This window comes from Aminobacter sp. P4_D5, assembly GCF_056401815.1.
Map to the genome: position 1 here is coordinate 1 of NZ_JBFUIP010000799.1, position 674 is coordinate 674.

The 674-nt window shown below is 65.9% G+C and carries 1 protein-coding gene; it reads left to right on the forward strand.

Translation table 11 applies throughout. The features are described from left to right. Window positions 1-24 precede the first annotated feature (24 nt). Window positions 25-674 (forward strand): transporter substrate-binding domain-containing protein (locus tag AC1DWF_RS35080; RefSeq protein ID WP_476843081.1); only part of this gene is annotated, 650 nt, incomplete at its 3' end.

The following is a 674-nucleotide window of genomic DNA, read 5'->3' on the forward strand; positions in this document are numbered from 1 at the left end:
GACCGCCGCGGGGTCTGGCGCGGAATGGACGTCGACTCTTGCCGCGCGCTGGCCGCCGCCGTGCTCGGCGATCCCGAGAAGGTCAATATTCGCCCTATCACAGGGCTGACCCGGTTTCCCGCGGTCCAGGGCGGCGACATCGATGTGTTGTTCGGCAGCACGACCTGGACCACCACGCGTGAGACCCAACTTGGCTTGGTATTCGCCGCCGCGAACTACTTCAGCGGGCAGGGCTTCCTGGTGCGGCGCTCGCTCGGCGTCTCGCACCTGACTGAGTTGGACGGTGCGACCGTCTGCGTTCCGCCGGGGTCCACCACCGAGGTCATCCTGCAGGAATGGTTCCGCGCCCACCGGCTGGCCTTCCAGCCCATTCTCATCGACGATCCGAACGAGATCATCCGCGCGTTCCTTGCTGGGCGCTGCGACGTCTACACCCGCGATATGACAGCACTGTCCGGCTTTCGCGCGTCGCAACCCAAACCGGACGATTTCCTACTGCTGCCCGAGAACATCACCATGGAGCCGTTGGGGGCTTGGATCCGCAAGGGCGATGATCAGTGGCTCGACGTGGTCCGCTGGACGCAGTTCGCCCTGATCTGGGCGGAACAGCAAGGTGTGACCGCCGCAACTGTCGACAACCCGGGCGCAGGGCCATCGTCCGACGTCCGGCGCCT